The 14801-nt window shown below is 45.0% G+C and carries 15 protein-coding genes and 1 pseudogene; 7 read left to right on the top strand and 9 right to left on the bottom strand.

All coding sequences use genetic code 11. The features are described from left to right. The first annotated feature begins 82 nt into the window (after positions 1–82). From proC to A1359_RS12115, 3 genes are read left to right on the top strand one after another with little or no spacing between them, the layout of a single operon-like run. On the top strand, positions 83–910 hold the full coding sequence (proC, locus tag A1359_RS12125; protein WP_066983037.1) for a pyrroline-5-carboxylate reductase: 828 nt from the start codon (positions 83–85) through the stop codon (positions 908–910). Further along, positions 910–1485 (top strand): YggT family protein, encoded by a 576-nt coding sequence (locus A1359_RS12120; protein ID WP_066983035.1) that lies wholly within the window; start codon positions 910–912, stop codon positions 1483–1485. Before proC ends, A1359_RS12120 begins: the two co-directional genes overlap by 1 nt. A gap of 9 nt (positions 1486–1494) precedes the next feature. Continuing rightward, positions 1495–2490 (top strand): DUF4124 domain-containing protein, encoded by a 996-nt coding sequence (locus tag A1359_RS12115; protein ID WP_066983031.1) that lies wholly within the window; start codon positions 1495–1497, stop codon positions 2488–2490. Here A1359_RS12115 and argB read toward each other — a convergent pair. The 4 genes from argB to coaBC are packed head-to-tail and all read right to left on the bottom strand — an operon-like array spanning position 2473 to position 7606. After that, on the bottom strand, positions 2473–3366 hold the full coding sequence (gene argB, locus A1359_RS12110) for an acetylglutamate kinase (protein ID WP_066983028.1): 894 nt from the start codon (positions 3364–3366) through the stop codon (positions 2473–2475). The two genes, A1359_RS12115 and argB, sit on opposite strands and share 18 nt — an antisense overlap. 8 nt (positions 3367–3374) lie before the next feature. Beyond that, positions 3375–5951, bottom strand: coding sequence for a phosphomannomutase/phosphoglucomutase (locus A1359_RS12105; RefSeq protein ID WP_066983025.1), 2577 nt, complete (start codon positions 5949–5951; stop codon positions 3375–3377). 22 nt (positions 5952–5973) lie between these two features. Beyond that, complete coding sequence (dut, locus tag A1359_RS12100) at positions 5974–6429, bottom strand: dUTP diphosphatase (RefSeq protein ID WP_066983022.1); 456 nt, start codon at positions 6427–6429, stop codon at positions 5974–5976. Next, positions 6401–7606, bottom strand: a complete 1206-nt coding sequence (coaBC, locus tag A1359_RS12095) for a bifunctional phosphopantothenoylcysteine decarboxylase/phosphopantothenate--cysteine ligase CoaBC (RefSeq protein WP_066983019.1) — start codon at positions 7604–7606, stop codon at positions 6401–6403. Before coaBC ends, dut begins: the two co-directional genes overlap by 29 nt. A gap of 90 nt (positions 7607–7696) precedes the next feature. On the opposite strand from coaBC, the gene radC reads away from it, so the two are divergent. Beyond that, positions 7697–8371 (top strand): RadC family protein, encoded by a 675-nt coding sequence (gene radC / locus A1359_RS12090; protein WP_066983016.1) that lies wholly within the window; start codon positions 7697–7699, stop codon positions 8369–8371. Positions 8372–8421: 50 nt separating this feature from the next. Here radC and dapE read toward each other — a convergent pair whose 3' ends face one another. Both dapE and A1359_RS12080 read right to left on the bottom strand, forming a co-directional pair. Next, positions 8422–9549 carry a succinyl-diaminopimelate desuccinylase gene (gene dapE / locus A1359_RS12085; protein ID WP_066983013.1) on the bottom strand — a complete coding sequence of 376 codons (1128 nt, stop codon included), beginning with the start codon at positions 9547–9549 and terminating at the stop codon, positions 8422–8424. Beyond that, positions 9546–9902 (bottom strand): ArsC family reductase, encoded by a 357-nt coding sequence (locus A1359_RS12080; RefSeq protein ID WP_066983112.1) that lies wholly within the window; start codon positions 9900–9902, stop codon positions 9546–9548. The genes dapE and A1359_RS12080 overlap by 4 nt, the downstream gene beginning before the upstream one ends. A 187-nt stretch (positions 9903–10089) precedes the next feature. Between A1359_RS12080 and A1359_RS23480 the strand changes: the two are divergent. The 3 genes and pseudogenes from A1359_RS23480 to A1359_RS12070 all read left to right on the top strand — a co-directional run. Beyond that, a pseudogene (locus A1359_RS23480) lies at positions 10090–10371 on the top strand (Rpn family recombination-promoting nuclease/putative transposase); the annotation flags it as partial. Positions 10372–10437: 66 nt separating this feature from the next. Further along, complete coding sequence (locus A1359_RS23550; protein WP_332310085.1) at positions 10438–10863, top strand: DUF4351 domain-containing protein; 426 nt, start codon at positions 10438–10440, stop codon at positions 10861–10863. Positions 10864–11204: 341 nt separating this feature from the next. Then, a complete protein-coding gene (locus A1359_RS12070; RefSeq protein WP_066983007.1) occupies positions 11205–11789 on the top strand; it encodes a Uma2 family endonuclease in 585 nt (194 codons plus the stop codon). Between the two features lie 152 nt (positions 11790–11941). On the opposite strand, the gene A1359_RS12065 is transcribed toward A1359_RS12070, so the two are convergent. Genes A1359_RS12065 through A1359_RS12055 form a run of 3 tightly spaced genes read right to left on the bottom strand, consistent with a single transcriptional unit; the run spans position 11942 to position 14776 of the window. Beyond that, positions 11942–12676 (bottom strand): class I SAM-dependent methyltransferase, encoded by a 735-nt coding sequence (locus tag A1359_RS12065; protein WP_066983004.1) that lies wholly within the window; start codon positions 12674–12676, stop codon positions 11942–11944. Positions 12677–12694: 18 nt separating this feature from the next. Beyond that, positions 12695–13894, bottom strand: coding sequence for a glycosyltransferase family 4 protein (locus tag A1359_RS12060; RefSeq protein WP_083960616.1), 1200 nt, complete (start codon positions 13892–13894; stop codon positions 12695–12697). Between the two features lie 3 nt (positions 13895–13897). Next, positions 13898–14776, bottom strand: coding sequence for a glycosyltransferase family 2 protein (locus A1359_RS12055; protein WP_066982997.1), 879 nt, complete (start codon positions 14774–14776; stop codon positions 13898–13900). Positions 14777–14801 lie beyond the last annotated feature (25 nt).

Genomic DNA, 14801 nt, shown 5'->3' with positions numbered 1-14801 from the left:
AGATTTGCTAAAGTGGCTCCATACTCATGTAGAATGCATAAACTTTACTTAGATCATTAGATTCAACATTATTTAATCAGCTATGAAAACAAGAACAATCGGTTTTATTGGTGGCGGTAACATGGCAACCAGTCTGATGAGTGGCTTAATTGCCAGCGGCCATTCGCCGCAACAAATTTGGGTATCAGACACTGCTGCGACCATTCTGCAATCGCATCGTGACCATCTAAACGTCAATGTATCCAACGATAACAATAAAATTGTTCAGGAAGTGGATGTGGTGGTGCTGGCGGTTAAGCCACAAGCTATGCGTGAAGTACTGTTACAAATCGCGCCTGCAGTACAGCAAAAAAAATCACTGGTGGTATCCATTGCCGCAGGTATTTCTCAAACCAGTCTGGCCTTATGGCTGGGTAGTGATGTGGCTATCGTGCGTTGCATGCCCAACACGCCTGCATTGGTGTTGACTGGGGCAACCGCTTTGCATGCCAATGCCAATGTCGACGAGGAAGAAAAGGATCTGGCAGAGAATATTTTACGGGCTGTGGGTTTGGCATTGTGGGTAGATGATGAAGCTCAGTTGGATGCTGTAACAGCGGTTTCCGGTAGTGGACCGGCTTATTTTTTCCTGATGATGGAAGCTATGGAACAAGCGGCTGTAACGATGGGCTTGGACGAACATACGGCAAGATTGTTGGTTCAGCAAACTGCATTAGGTGCGGCCAAAATTGCCTTGGAATCCGCTGAATCACCTGCACTATTGCGTGAGCGGGTCACTTCACCCGGAGGAACCACGCAAAAAGCTATTGAAACCTTTCAGGAAAACGGTTTTGCCGAATTGGTGTCCAAAGCCCTGCAAGCGGCTAAAGAACGTTCCATTGAAATGTCCAAGCAGCTGGGAGCCGACTGATGGGATCTAATTACGTGACAGACCCGCTAGTGTTTTTAATCGACACCCTATGTTCACTTTATATTCTGGCCGTCATGCTACGGTTTTTATTACAGTGGACGCAGGCTGATTTTTACAATCCGATTTCGCAGTTTTTAGTCAAAATCACTCATCCACCTTTGCGAATAATAAGGCGTTTTGTGCCGTCGGTGGGCCGGATTGATAGTTCTACTTTGCTGTTGGCACTGGTTTTGCAAATACTAGCCAACTTTGCCATTTTGGCTGTCAAAGGCGTGGCTATCAGTATCCTGGCGTTAACCATACTGTCGTTTACCGATTTATTGAAAATGGTGTTAGATATTTTTGTCTATGCTATTTTTGCCGGGGCCATTCTCAGCTGGTTTGCAGCTGGTAGTTATGGCGGTGCATCCTCTTTGCTTTATAACCTGACCGATCCACTTTTGAACGTTTGTCGCCGGGTGATGCCCAATTTAGGCGGCATCGATCTTTCGCCTTTAGCGGCTTTGGTATTGTTACAATTGGCAAAAATGATGATTTTGCCGCCCTTGCATGAATTGGCAGGGCTATTAAGCTAATTCAAGGCCATGTTCACCAAGCCTCAATTCATTGCATACATGCTGATTCTTCCGTTATTGCTAAGCGGCGCGGATAGCTATGCCAAAAAAATGTATCGCTGGGTAGATGAAAATGGCAAAGTGTTTTTTTCCGATCAGGTACCGCCCGATCAGGTACAGCATAAGCGCGAAACTTTAAATGACAAGGCTCGCGTGTTGGATGTAGTGGAAAAGGCCAAGACAGCGGAAGAACTGGCTCAGCAAAAGCGGCTTGAAGTCTTGCGTAAAGAACAGGAAAAAGTGATTGCCAAGCAGGCGGCTGATGACAAGGTATTGTTGGCCACCTATCGCAGCATTGATGACTTAAATCGGGCTATGGAAAACAAGTTTAGCCTGATGGATGGTGAAAAAAAAAGGCTGGAAGGCAATATCGAGCGCTATGAAACACAATTGTCGCAACAGCAACTGCAAGCAGCCAATCATGAGCGCAATGGGCAAAAGGTGCCGGAAAAACTATTGGCGGAGATTCGAGCAACTCGTGAACAGATCGTACTCAGTAGTCAGGAAGTGACGCGATATGAGATAAAACGGCAAGAAGTCGAAAAAGGTTTTCAAGCAGATATCACACGGTTTGAGTTTTTGACCCGAGGATATAACACGGATAAAACGCAAGTTGACGCCCAAGCATTTAGCAGTACTAATAACGAACTGGGCTTATTTGTTTGTCAGGATGCGCAAGAGTGCGACAAAGCCTGGAAGATTGCCGGCGAATTTGTCAATAATTACGCCACCACAGGTCGGGACGTAGAAACAGAAAAACTCATCATGAGCGCTGCAGCTTCAAATGATGCTGATATGAGTTTATCCGTCTCCAGATTATTGCTGGGCGATGGTCAGCAGATATTTTTGGATATTCGCTGTAAGTCATCCAGTCTCGGTAAAGAATTGTGCGCTAGCGAAAAAGCCAAGAGCATACGTCGAGGCTTTGCTAGTTACATACAGCTGCAGTTATCGTCTCAACATTAATGTACCGATACCCTGGTCGGTAAATAATTCCAGTAAAACTGAATGCTCGATGCGGCCATCTATGATGTGTACGCTATTAACGCCGCCTTTTAGCGCGTCGGTGGCACAGCGAGTTTTCGGGATCATGCCGCCGGAAATGGTGCCATCTTCAATTAGGTTATCGATGTCAGTCAAACTTAATCCGGTCAGCAGGTTACCGGCTTTATCCATGATGCCGGGGATGTTGGTCAATAGTATCAACTTCTCGGCCTTTAACACTTCGGCTACTTTGCCGGCGACAAGATCGGCATTGATATTATAAGAATGTCCGTCCTTACCCACTCCGATGGGGGCAATCACAGGAATAAAATCACTGTTGCCGAGCATTTCTACCACGGCAGGATCAATGCTGCTGACTTCACCGACATGGCCTAAGTCAATGATTTCAGGAGCGTCCTCCAGGTTGGCGCCCGCCCTGGTGATGTTAATTTTACGAGCATGAATGAAATTGCCGTCTTTGCCGGTTAAGCCTACCGCCTTGCCGCCCTGCATATTTATCATGTTGACGATTTCTTTGTTAACCAGGCCTCCTAATACCATTTCCACCACATCCATGGTTTCGCTGTCGGTAACTCGCATGCCGTCGATAAATTCTGAGGTTTTACCCAGTCGTTTCAATAAATCGCCGATTTGTGGGCCGCCACCGTGTACCACGATAGGATTGATACCCACCAGTTTCATTATGACAATATCGCGGGCAAAACTGTGCTTGAGATTTTCGTCGATCATGGCATTGCCGCCATATTTAATCACAACCGTCTTACCCTTAAACTTTTGAATGTAAGGTAAGGCTTCGATCAGCACATGAGCAATCTGGTGGGCAGTTTTTTCTTTCATAAATAGATTTAAAATGGAAGGGAAATGTTGGGTTTAACTTGCAACATCAGCGACTTAAATTCAGTCTGTATACGTTTCATGGCATCGTGATTGTCGGCTTCAAAACGTAATGATAATACCGATGAAATGGCGGATGCTCGCACCAACCCCCAACCATCGGGAAACTCCGCCCGCAAGCCGTCAATCTTAATAATTTCAGCATTACTAAATTGGGCCAGGCTGAACATTTTTTCGATAAACAGATGGCTTTCACCTTCTGCTAATGGAATCTGCATGATAGGTGTAATCAGGCTGTCAGGCAGATCGTTAAATATTTCGCTGCTAGTGCGGGTTTCAGCGGAGAGAATTTCTACCATCCGTACTGCAGCATACAGGGCGTCGTTAAAACCAAACCAGCGATCATTAAACAAAAAGTGACCGTTGATATCTCCGGCCATGGAAGCGCCCGTTTGTTTGAGACGGGTTTGTAATGCGGTAGAACCGCTTTTACATAGTACGGGGCGGCCGCCGCACTTTTTGATTTGTTCCGGAAGATTTCTGCAGCATGCAGCATCGTAAATTGCTTCTGTACCGGGTTTGATGGATAGCACATCACGGGCGAACAGCATCATTTGTCGATCGGCCCAGATGATACGGCCACTGGAGTCCACCAGACCCAAACGTTCGCCGCTGCCATCAAAAGCAATCCCCAGGTCGGCATTATTAAGCTTTACAGCCTTGATTAAAGCTTCCAGATTGCTAGGGTTTCCTGGGTCGGGTTGATGGTTGGGGAATTGGCCGTCAATGTCACAATACAATTCAACCACATCGCAACCTATCGTTTTAAATAGGGTAGGCCCAAACTCGCCTGTCGCGCCATTGGCGCAATCCAGCACCACTGTCATCGGTCGCACGATATGCGTGTCCTCAGAAATAATGCCGATATATTCGTTGCTAAAAAGGCTGTTCTGCTCAACTGAGCCGAGCTGTTCCTGGCTATAATCGTGGTTGATCAGCCGATTTTTTAAACCGGCAATTTTTTCAGGTAACAAAGGTTCGCCATTTAGAATCAGTTTTAACCCATTGTATTCTGCAGGATGATGACTGCCTGTAACCATGATGCCGGTTCGTCCAGCGCTATGATGACTGACAAAAAACATGACGGGCGTAGGCACTAAGCCGATGTCGAGCACATCGCAGCCGGTTGCTGTGATACCCTTGATCAAGGCGGCTGTTAAGCTTGGGCTGGAATCACGGCCATCGCGAGCTACCACTATGGTCTCGATATTGAGCAGTTTGGCTTCGCTGGCAAAAGCGCGACCGATATTGGCAATATTTTCTTCGTTAAGATTTTTGCCGGCAATACCGCGGATCTCATAGTCGCAGAACAAACTTGTCAGCGCGGATTGGTCTTCAGCTAACGATTCTGAAGCAGCGAATGCTGTCTCGTCAGCGGGTTTGCTTGATACAACCTCAGTGCTTGAATTGGTTAAATCCATGTCCCAGCTTTCCATGCTAGGCATAGTTACGGCCGTGTGCGTGGACATTTCCGAGCTGGGGATGGGGGCGCTAAGGTTCGCTTCGGTTGTTACTGGTAGGCTTTCTTCAAGAAAATCAATGTCAAATGACTCATCGAAAAAGTCTTTATCGCTTGCTTCCTCAGTTGTGTCCAGCGATACAGCATCTTGACCAATAACGCGCTTGAATTGAACCATTGCGGCAATAATGGGCTGTAATTCACTTAGTTGCATAGGATAATTGCCAACGGTTTTCCCTTGTAGCAGATCCTTGGCAGCTTTAAGAATACTTCCTTGATCCTGGTGGAAGTAGTCGTTGAGTTTGCGATAGCCGACAAAAAAAGCCAGACACGCCAGTAATGCGGGTATTAGGATAATTCCGCTTAAAACCCCAAAATCTGTCAGGCTGGTGCTGGTGTCTATCCATGCATCAATTTTCCAACGGCTGTTGGCCACCTCAATACGGTTAGGGTTGTCATTTTTTTTACTGACATCGCCAATCGAACCCAGTACCAGTTGATCCTGTTTGACTTCTATCAAGCCATTGTAGGACGGTGTTTTTGCAATAATTTGTTGTGCTAAATTGGGGTTAAGACTGGCTAGTATTACGCCTATAACTTGTTGACCGTTGCTAACAGCGCTGGTAATCGCTAAGTGGCGATCTTCTGCATTGCCCTGAATCACCGGTTTGGGTTTGCCAGTCAGGCTGGAGTGTACCATTTCCAGGTCACCAAACCCCATAGGTGGGTTTTGTGACGTGTCCATCTCATTAGTGTTGGGCAGTAATAATCGTAGTCTAAGAATATGCGGAATAGCGGCTTGTAGTTTATCGGCGGTGGCTTTAATGATTTCCGGGTTGCCACTGCTGAGTGCTGCAAGCACATCCGGAGACTGCGCCAAGCCATCGACGCTTTTTTGCAGAATGTCGAGTTGCAGGGACAAGCTGACGGCCAAACTATTGGCAACGCTGTTGGCAGCATCCATTTCGGCGCTTTTGGCGCTGGCAGTCGAAAACCAATAGGCACCCATGCCAGCCAGTAAAACCATTGCGGCAGACAAGGTGGCGATAATGCTGAAAATGCGTCCCATGACTTAAAGTTTCCTAGATTATTTAATGACGACCACTGTGACCGAAGCCGCCGCTACCGCGTTGGGTAGTGTTAAATTCTGTTACACATTCAAATTCAGCCTGTACGACCGGCACAAACACCATTTGTGCAATACGTTCGCCTATCTCGATAGTAAAGGCCTTGCTGCTGCGGTTCCAACAGGAAACAAACACCTGGCCTTGGTAATCCGAATCGATAAGTCCCACCAGATTGCCCAGTACTATGCCATGTTTATGCCCTAGGCCTGAGCGTGGTAGCAACACAGCGGCTAAATGCGGATCGGCGATATGAATCGCCAGGCCGGTTGGAATCAGTGTCGATTCGCCTGGCTGCAAGATAGTAGTTTGATCTACACAAGCCCGCAAATCCAGGCCGGCAGAGCCATGAGTGGCATAACTGGGTAAATCGATACTCTTGCCTAGGCGTGGGTCAAGCAGTTTGAGCTGGATTTTTTTCATGCATTCTCTCGATGATTAGGCTAAGCAGTTGCTGCGCCAATTGTTTTTTGTCTGTCATGGCCAAATGCTGACTGCCACCGGACCAATACACTTGCAAGGCATTCCTGTCACTGTCAAAACCACCCTCTGTTTGCCCCACCCAGTTTGCCGCAATCATATCCAGATTTTTGCTGCGCAGTTTAGTGGTGGCATAGTTTTCCAAGTCATCGGTTTCTGCAGCAAAGCCAACCACAAAGGGCTTGTTGGGGAGACTGGCGACAGTGGCGATGATGTCCGGGTTTTTTTCCAAGGCTATCACGCCATCGTCATGTTGTTTTTTAATCTTGTGGTTTTGTATTTCAGCCGGTCTGTAATCCGCTACTGCCGCTGCGCCAATATAGATTGCAAAGTTGTCGGCTTGGCTAATGACGGCATCAAACATTTGCTGGGCAGTTTCTACCTTTAACAGATTTACGGACATGGGGGAGGGCAGATTCACTGGGCCGCTAATCAGCGTAACCTCAGCACCAGCTGCAACAGCGGCTTCCGCCAATGCATACCCCATTTTACCGGAACTGCGATTGGTGATGTAACGCACAGGGTCCAATGGCTCGCGGGTAGGGCCTGCGCTTATAAGTATTTTGATGCCTTGCAAAGCTAATTTGTTTGCGCCAAGTATTTGCTCACAGATTTGCGCCGGCTCAAGCATTCTGCCAAAACCCTGTTCGCCACATGCCTGATCGCCACAAGCCGGGCCAATCACTTTGACACCATGCTGTTGCAAACGAGCCAGATTATCCTGTGTCACCGTTTTGTTCCACATAGCCTGATTCATTGCCGGGGCTACGAATACCGGGCATTCGGCAGCTAAATACAATGTCGATAACAAATCATCAGCTAAACCGTGTGCCATTTTAGCCAAGGTATTTGCGCTAGCCGGGGCAATCAACAGCAAGTCTGCCCATCGCGCCAGATGAATATGTCCCATGGCTTGTTCCTGTTCAGCATCGAACAGTTCGGTATGTACTGGGTTTCCGCTCAAAGCTTGAAAAGTCAGAGGCGTGACAAATTGCTGAGCAGCAGTCGTCATTATCACGCGTACCTGGCAATTTTTTTTGCGCAACAGGCGCACCAGTTCGGCAGATTTGTAAGCGGCTATGCCACCGCAGACAGCTAATAAAATTCGCGTGGTAATAATGGTGTCTCGTAATGGTTAAGAGGGTGAATTATGGCAAACTCGACGTGATTCTTCTATTCTTAATAACGTTTTAATGGATTGGAGCAAAACATGAGCATCAAGGATTGGCCCGCAGACGAGCGGCCAAGGGAGAAATTGTTACAACGCGGCGCTGCAGCATTGACCGATGCTGAATTACTGGCGATTTTTTTACGCACGGGTACGGTAGGGCAATCAGCCGTGGATATGGCCCGGGGATTACTCAGCGAATATGGTTCATTGCAAGCATTGTTGGCTGCAGACCGAGAACGTTTTTGTCAAAGTCATGGTCTGGGTGATGCTAAATACGCCCAATTGCAAGCGGTACTGGAAATGGCGCGACGTCATTTTTCAGAAGTGTTAAAACGAGGTAATGCCTTGACCAGCCCGGAAATTACCCGTGCTTATCTTAGTGCTCAGTTGCGCGGATACAGTTTTGAGGTGTTTGCCTGTTTGTTTCTGGATAACCAACATCGAGTGATTCAATGGGAAGAGTTGTTTCGTGGCACCATTGACGGTGCCAGTGTTTACCCCAGAGAAGTCGCGAAACGGGCATTGTTTCATCACGCTGCCGCAGTTATCTTTGCGCACAATCATCCATCCGGTATCAATGAACCTAGTCAAGCCGATAGGCAAATTACCGACAAGCTGAAACAAGCCCTGGGCTTATTTGATATCCGGGTGTTAGATCATTTTATAGTTGGTGATGGCCTACCTTATTCGTTTGCCGAGCACGGCTTGATTTAAAATGCGTCAAACCCAGGAGTACAAACCTAGGTTTGTACTCCTGCAAAATATCAAGCCAACAAATTCAGTAAAATTTGCTGGTAAATTTGGCTCAAGGTTTCTAGATCTTGCAGGTCGATATGCTCATTGATCTTATGAATGCTGGCATTCACAGGACCAAGCTCAATTACCTGTGCACCAGTGGGCGCAATGAAACGACCGTCAGAGGTGCCGCCACCGGTGTCATCCAGTGTCTCAAAGCCACAGATGGATTTTATTGCCGTATGCGTGGCGTCAATCAATTCACCTTGGGATGTTAAAAATGGATTGCCGGACAGACGCCACTGTAGATCGTATTTAAAATCGTACTTATCCAGTATCGCTTGTGTGCGGGTTTTGATGATGGCTTCATCCAGCTCGGTGCAAAAGCGTAGGTTAAATTGAATCTCCAGTTGTCCGGGTATGATGTTTTCTGCGCCGGTGCCGCCGTTAATATTAGACACCTGTAAACGTGTGGGCGGAAAAAATTCGTTGCCGTGATCCCAAGTTTCTTCGGTTAATTCTTTTAAGGCTGGTGCGAAGCTGTGAATTGGATTTTCTGCCAGATCAGGATAGGCCACATGGCCTTGAATGCCAAATACCGTCAACTTGGCGCACAATGAACCTCGTCGACCCACGCGAATTACATCGCCAATTTTTTGGTCACTGGAGGGTTCACCCACCAGGCACCAGTCTATTTTTTCCTGGCGCTGCTGCAAAATCTCGACCATTTTTACCACACCATGCGTGGCTATGCCTTCTTCGTCACTGGTCAGCATGATGGCTATCGAGCCCTTATGATCTGGGTGCTTAGCGATGAAACGTTCCACAGCGGTGATAAAAGCGGCAATGCCTCCTTTCATGTCCGCCGTGCCGCGACCGTATAGTTTGCCTTCGCGAAGCGTGGGTTCAAACGGCGGCGAATCCCAGGCCGTAAGCGGGCCGGGTGGAACCACGTCAGTATGCCCAAGAAATACGAATAAGGGCGGATTTTGTCCGCGTCGCAGCCATACATTTTGCGTGTCGGAAAAGTTCATGCGTTCATCGCAAAAGCCGAGCGGCGTTAAGCGCTTAGCCAATAAATTCTGGCAACCGGCATCGTTGGGGGTTACAGATTCACGACGAATCAGTTCTTTAAGTAAGGAAAGGCTTTCAGTCATAGGAGTGCGGTGAGTTGATCAGGATTAAAGCCGACAAGCAGTTGTTCTCCAATTGCAATAATTGGGCGCTTGATTAGTGTGGGTGTATCCAGCATCAAGCGCAGGGCTTTGTCTGGGGTTAAATCGCATTTTTGCTGGTCGTTGAGTTGTCGCCAGCTGGTGCTGCGTTGATTCAACACGGCGTCCATGCCGAGTGTATCCATAAAATGCTGTAATAAAGTTGGTTCTAGTCCGTCTAGCCGATAATCGTGGAATCGATAGGCAATTTGTCGGCTATCCAGCCAAACTCTGGTCTTTTTAATGCTGTCGCAGTTTTTGATGCCGTAGACAGTAATGGCAGGAAGTTGGGTCATAATTTTGGTGGCATTGAAGTTGCCGGCTATTTTACCTGGAAATATACACCGAAGTAATGTGACCGTTGCCCCTAACACATGGAGGCATATTTCCAGAAATAGGGCATACTTTAATAGTGGTTTGTTTGAACTAGGCGCCTAGACGGCACTCCGCTACAATCAGTCTAAGAAACAAGAATACGATGCCAGCTACAAATTGCTATTTTCCGCGCCGGAATTGGTGCGAGATTTGGTATTGGGATTTATTCCGGATGAGTGGTTGCATGGATTGAACTATGACACGCTGGAAAAGTTGCCTAGCAGTTATGTCACAGACGATTTTCGGCACCGAGCCGACGATGTAGTCTGGCGGGTCAAACTAGAGGACAGCTGGGTGTATTTATACATCCTGATCGAATTTCAAAGTAATATCGATCCCTTTATGGCTGTGCGGATGATGGTATACGTGGGTTTGCTGTATCAAGACCTCATCAAGCGAGATGAAACACTACCCAACAAACATCTGCCGCCTTTGAAAAACTTGGTGGCCACAGTCATGCGCTTTGAACATCCGATTAATGACAAAGCACTAATTGACTTGATCGGCCAGCTAAATGATTGGCTGGACGGTCAACCGGAACTTAAACGCACCTTTGCCATCTGGATAAGAGCAGTTTTGCTGCGGCAGAGCAAAAATACCTTGGTGCTACCCAAAATCAACGACTTAAAGGAGCTGAAAATGACACTGGCAGAACGATTTGACGAATGGGCCAAGGCTCACGAGCAGAAAGGCCTGGAAAAAGGCATAGAAACGGGAGTGGAAAAAGGAGAAGCACTTTTATTGCAAAGATTGTTAGTCAGACGCTTTGGTGCATTGCATAGTGATGTGTTAGCTAAAATTTCTACAGCTAATACAAGCCAATTAGAACGTTGGGCCGATAGGGTGTTGGATGCGGCTATATTGGATGAAGTGTTTGACTGAAGGTTTTAACAGCTCAGCCCCTTAATTTTCTAAGGAATGCGTACGAAATAACTTCAACACCTTGTCTTCTCTCCCTCCAGAGACTGTCATAAAAGGTAAAACAGTTCCTTCTCCCACCGCACCCGCAGGGCATAAAGGAGAAGGTTAGGATGAGGGTATATAAATCCGATGCTTAAATTATTTATCCCCCTCACCCCAACCCTCTCCCGCGAGGAGAGGGGGCTTTTGCGACAGCTGCCTCCTGCCGGAAGAGGGCTAGGTTAATTAAATGGTCGAGTTAATTTGCGCGCATTCCTAAACCAGTGTGTGCTGCTTTTTATATATCAACCGGAGTGATATAAATGCTTGCAGAAAAACGAAATAATTTAATCAGTGTTGATGAATATTTGGCTGGTGAATTGATCGCTGAAACCAAGCATGAACTCATTGATGGTTACGTGCATGCGATGGTGGGAACAAGTGGAAATCATCAGCGTATCTCGATAAATGTTTTAGCGGCGTTTAAAGACCATTTAAAAAACTCACCTTGTGAACCGTTTGGCTCGGATATGAAAATCAAAGTTGGCTTAAATTTTTTCTATCCCGATGTAATCGTTGATTGTCATTTTAACGAATTTGAGCCTTATTTTACCGATACGCCGATTATCATTGTCGAAGTGTTGTCTAAATCTACCCGCAGAAAAGACAGAACCACAAAGCTATCGAATTACATCACGATCCCAAGTTTGCAAGAATACGTCATGATCGAACAAGACTGCGTGGATGTAGAAGTGCTTAGTCGAAAAGAAAGTTGGTTTCCAAAACACTATTATTTAGGCGATGACGTTAGTTTTGAATCCATAGGCTTGAAGTTGTCTGTAGAGGCTATCTATCAGCGTGTGCATAACGAAGATATGTTGGAATATTTGGCTGCAAAATCACAATAGAGTTGCCGGTTGCCGGTATTGTCAGGTTATGCTTAGGTGTCTTATCCAGTGACTTGGTAGACAAAAATTTCAAGGGTGTATAGTGAGCAGTTCGTTTTTGGTTGTAGTGTTAATGGCTAAGGTCACTTGTTATTGATTTAATTAATTTAATATTATATTTTTTCAGCAACTGCAACTAGGCCATCGCCAAAATAAAATTTATAAAATAACCTTTGGATGTATTTAAAAGGAGCGAAAATATTTTCAGGGATTTTAGATAAGTAGTTGCTTATGACGGTTGGTCTTGAGTAGCTGCTCCTTAAATTTCGTTCTGCAATAGGAATGAGTTGAGCAGAATTATCATTTTTTAGAAGGCGTGTTGAAATATAACGACTAAATTCGGTAAGTGGGTACCCATAATTTATTATTTTTATGTTTTGATAGCCTGCCTTGCTAAGCAAGTTAAATAAATCATCTCTCTCATATCGTCTGACATGCCCAACTAATTCATCGACTTTAGAAAACTTATTATTATGCGCAGGTACTGAAACAATAATTTTTCCATTACTTTGTATGAATTGAGACCAATATTGCAATGCGTTCAAATCATCCTCTATATGTTCTAATACTTCAAAAGCAAATAAATAGTTAAAATTTTTATTGGTTGCTATCGTTAAGTTTGTGAGTATTTTAACCTGAGCAGTAAATTCATTCAACCTGTTTTTTAAAATAGCTCTGCTTTCAGGGCTGAGGTCATAACAGTATCCTGAAAAGCCTCTGGATAAAAACATCTGTGTCATTAGGCCTGTGCCAGCACCAATTTCTAGGAATGTGCCTGGTTTCCAATGCTTTGTACAATCGATAATACAATTTTGACGTAAGAATAATTTTGGAGATTTATTGGTCATGTTAGTTTTATTTAAAAATTAGTTGTCAAATAAAGCCTCGATAAGGTTGGCATAGTTTTTTGCAATAGACCTTGAGTCTTGTTTTAGTATTGTTTCATCGTATGCAACTGAAGAATAATTATGAATAAGCTTGGGATTTGAAAAAAGAGTGATGATTGCATCTGCAAGTGCCAAATTGTTTTTCTGCTCGACGATTAAACCGCTACGCTCATGAATAATAATATCTTCAATACCTGGCAAGTTGGTTGTAACACTACAGCAGCCACATCCGATGGCCTCTGAGATGACTACAGGTAGGCCTTCTCTATCACCATTTTCGGCGATAATAAAAGGGAAAACAGCAATCTGATGTTGTTGATAGTACTTTGGAAGTTCGGCATTTGGCACAGCACCTAAAAAGTCAACATTTGCATTTAACTTTAATTTATTGACCAGATTTTTTAAATGTTCAAGCTCCGGGCCTGTTCCGATAATAGTTAAATGCGTGTTAGGAAATTTATTTAAAATTATAGGCAATGCATTAATCAAATAGGATACGCCCTTTTTTTCAACCAAGCGCCCAACAAAAATCAAACTGAATGGTATTTTTTCATCCGAAGAAGGGGAAAATGTATTTTTAAAATCAACACCCATGGGAATAACTGAAACTTTAGGTCTAAAAGGGTAGCAAAGCGAATAGACTTCTTCAGCCATAATTGAATTTACAACTGTGATTGCTTGGGTATTAAGTAAAACATTTCTTTTAATAAATTTAGATATATTTCCTCTTAAAGAGAATAAGTCGCCACCATGTGATGTACAAATAATGGCTAATTTATGATTAATAAAAAAACGTAAAAAACAAGCAGTTAATCCTTGAGGAATAATCCAATGTGCATGAATGACAGAAATGTTTTCAGCTTTAATTACACGATAAGCGCTAATGAACTGAAAGCCCATAAAAAAAGGGACAAGCATATAACGCAAAGGTTGTGCCCGCAATCGGGCTAGAATTCCTCCCTCATAACAAAGAGTTTGAAATCGTTCAAAAAAATAACGAAATCGGATAACCTTAATACCGCACATGCTTTCGTGCTCTAACGCACCTTGAGCGTGAGGCGTTAATACGTAAACATCAAACGATGAGGTAAGTTGCTTGCAGAGCTCGAATACGAATGGTGGTTCTGTATCGCCTTGCCAGCGAGGAAAGGTGGACGTGAGTACCAAGAGTTTTTGCATATCTTAATGGTCCGAATTTTCTTCGGCTGATCGATAATGTAACGAAGAAATTTGTTCCGAAACGATACCAATGAGAAATATTATTAGAGCGGCCAAGAATAATACGGCGCTCATATTAGTGAAGCGGCTGGTTGTTATGTAGGTATAGGCATAATAAGAAACGCCGGTAACAAAGGTGATTAGGCTAATCGGTAAAAAAAGCCGCATAGGTGAAAATAAAGCACCTATTTTTAAAATAATCAAAAAAAATCGTGTGCCGTCTCTTAGTAAGCGGATATGGCTTTTTCCTTGCCGTTTACCAGCATGTATCGGGACGTAAGCTACCGGAAAACCTGAGCGAAAAAAGGCCATCGTACTGGTTGTCGGGTAAGAGAAACCATTGGGCAGCAAATATAAAAATCGGCGGAATTTGTTGGCTTTGACGGCTCGAAATCCAGAGGTCAAATCTTCGATTCTATGGCCGGTCATCATGGACGCGAGTTTATTGAAAGACGCGTTCGCCAGACGTCTAAGCCAGGATGCTTGTGTCCGGACGTGCCGCGCACCAACCGCCATATCATAACCTTCGGTCAGTTTCTGTAACAAGGCTGGAATATCGGTCGGATCATGTTGGCCATCGGCGTCCATAAACACCAAAATACTACCACTAGCATTGCGCGCCCCTGTTTTGATTGAGGCGCCGTTACCTTGGCAGTAAGGATGACTGATGACTTTGGCTCCAGCTTTAGTAGCAATCTCGGCCGTTTCATCTACTGATCCATCATTTACTACGATAATCTCGGCATCTGGGTAGCTTGACATTAATTCCTGTAAAAGCGGTTTAAGATTATTCGCTTCATTTTTGGCGGGCAGGATAATGCTGAGTTTGCAGGGATTTTTCACAGGTTTTTAGTTGATGGCTGATTAA

The organism is Methylomonas lenta (assembly GCF_001644015.1).
Classification (GTDB): domain Bacteria; phylum Pseudomonadota; class Gammaproteobacteria; order Methylococcales; family Methylomonadaceae; genus Methylomonas; species Methylomonas lenta.
The sequence above is the reverse complement of the archived record's forward strand: the minus strand, read 5'-3'. Positions and strand labels throughout refer to the sequence as shown.

Coding starts and splice junctions, on each gene's coding strand:
- A1359_RS12080 (WP_066983112.1), bottom strand. CDS start 9,902: ATGACCCAACTTCCTGCCATTACTGTCTACGGCATCAAAAACTGCGAC.
- dapE (WP_066983013.1), bottom strand. CDS start 9,549: ATGACTGAAAGCCTTTCCTTACTTAAAGAACTGATTCGTCGTGAATCT.
- argB (WP_066983028.1), bottom strand. CDS start 3,366: ATGAAAGAAAAAACTGCCCACCAGATTGCTCATGTGCTGATCGAAGCC.
- A1359_RS12070 (WP_066983007.1), top strand. CDS start 11,205: ATGCTTGCAGAAAAACGAAATAATTTAATCAGTGTTGATGAATATTTG.
- A1359_RS12105 (WP_066983025.1), bottom strand. CDS start 5,951: ATGGGACGCATTTTCAGCATTATCGCCACCTTGTCTGCCGCAATGGTT.
- radC (WP_066983016.1), top strand. CDS start 7,697: ATGAGCATCAAGGATTGGCCCGCAGACGAGCGGCCAAGGGAGAAATTG.
- A1359_RS12060 (WP_083960616.1), bottom strand. CDS start 13,894: ATGCAAAAACTCTTGGTACTCACGTCCACCTTTCCTCGCTGGCAAGGC.
- A1359_RS12120 (WP_066983035.1), top strand. CDS start 910: ATGGGATCTAATTACGTGACAGACCCGCTAGTGTTTTTAATCGACACC.
- proC (WP_066983037.1), top strand. CDS start 83: ATGAAAACAAGAACAATCGGTTTTATTGGTGGCGGTAACATGGCAACC.
- A1359_RS23550 (WP_332310085.1), top strand. CDS start 10,438: ATGCGCTTTGAACATCCGATTAATGACAAAGCACTAATTGACTTGATC.
- dut (WP_066983022.1), bottom strand. CDS start 6,429: ATGAAAAAAATCCAGCTCAAACTGCTTGACCCACGCCTAGGCAAGAGT.
- A1359_RS12065 (WP_066983004.1), bottom strand. CDS start 12,676: ATGACCAATAAATCTCCAAAATTATTCTTACGTCAAAATTGTATTATC.
- A1359_RS12115 (WP_066983031.1), top strand. CDS start 1,495: ATGTTCACCAAGCCTCAATTCATTGCATACATGCTGATTCTTCCGTTA.